Here is an 831-nt window from a genome sequence, read left to right as displayed (position 1 = left end):
GCACCACGATCCGGTCGACATGGCCGATGCGCCCCGCGCCGCCGCGCGCCGCCGCCTCGGTACGCAGCAGCAACGCATGCACGGCCACGGCGTCATGCGTCGCGCCCAGGGTCGCCACCCCCGCCCGGTTCCCGGCACCGTCGCCGTCGGGCCGCGCCGTCAGCGCCAGGAAATGCCGCTTGCGCAGCGCCACGACCTCGCCGGCATAGGCCGCCGACCACGCCAGTTCTGGCGACCAATCCGGTTTCGGACGCGGCAGATCGGCCACCGCGTCGTATTCGTCGCAGTAGATTGCCGCCACCTGCGGCGCCGCCTGCGCGCATCCGGCGAACGCCGCGAGGAGATCCGGCGCCGGGCTCGCCGAGGGCGGGCACAGCACCAGCCAGGTGCCGCAGGCCAGGAGCGCCGCCGCATCCAACCCGCCGCCATCCGCCCCGGCGCCATCCACCTCGTCGTCGTCACCCGGGCCGAGGCGGAGCTTGATCCGCGCATCCGCCCGCCGCATCGCGCGCAGCGCCTCGGCGACCGGGCCGGACACGGCCGGATGGGTGACGCACCACTCCCACGACCGTACCGTCTGCGCGCACAGATCCGCGTATAGCCGCGTCAGGTCCGCGCCCGCGGTGGCCGTGGTCGTCGCCGTCAGCACGGTGAACATCGGCTCGAGACAGGCGCCCACCAGCGCCCGCGTGCCTTCGGCGTCGCCCGCGTCGGCCGGCAGGGCGAACGACTCACCCGGCGGCAGCGCGGCGAGGTGGCGGAACCGCCGCAGCATCCCCGGCCCCGGCGCGGCGTCCAGGCCGCAATACGCCGTCAGCACCTCGCGCAGCC

1 protein-coding gene is annotated in these 831 nt (G+C 75.7%); it reads right to left on the bottom strand.

Annotation, left to right across the window (positions count from 1 at the left end):
• Positions 1-831: glycosyltransferase family protein (locus B8460_RS22420; RefSeq protein ID WP_048863188.1), on the bottom strand; the 831-nt coding region annotated here is incomplete at both ends.

Origin of the sequence: Acidisphaera rubrifaciens HS-AP3 (assembly GCF_000964365.1) — a bacterium.
Lineage (GTDB): Bacteria > Pseudomonadota > Alphaproteobacteria > Acetobacterales > Acetobacteraceae > Acidisphaera > Acidisphaera rubrifaciens.
Note: the sequence above shows the minus strand (reverse complement) of the source record. Positions and strands in the feature narration are given on the sequence as shown.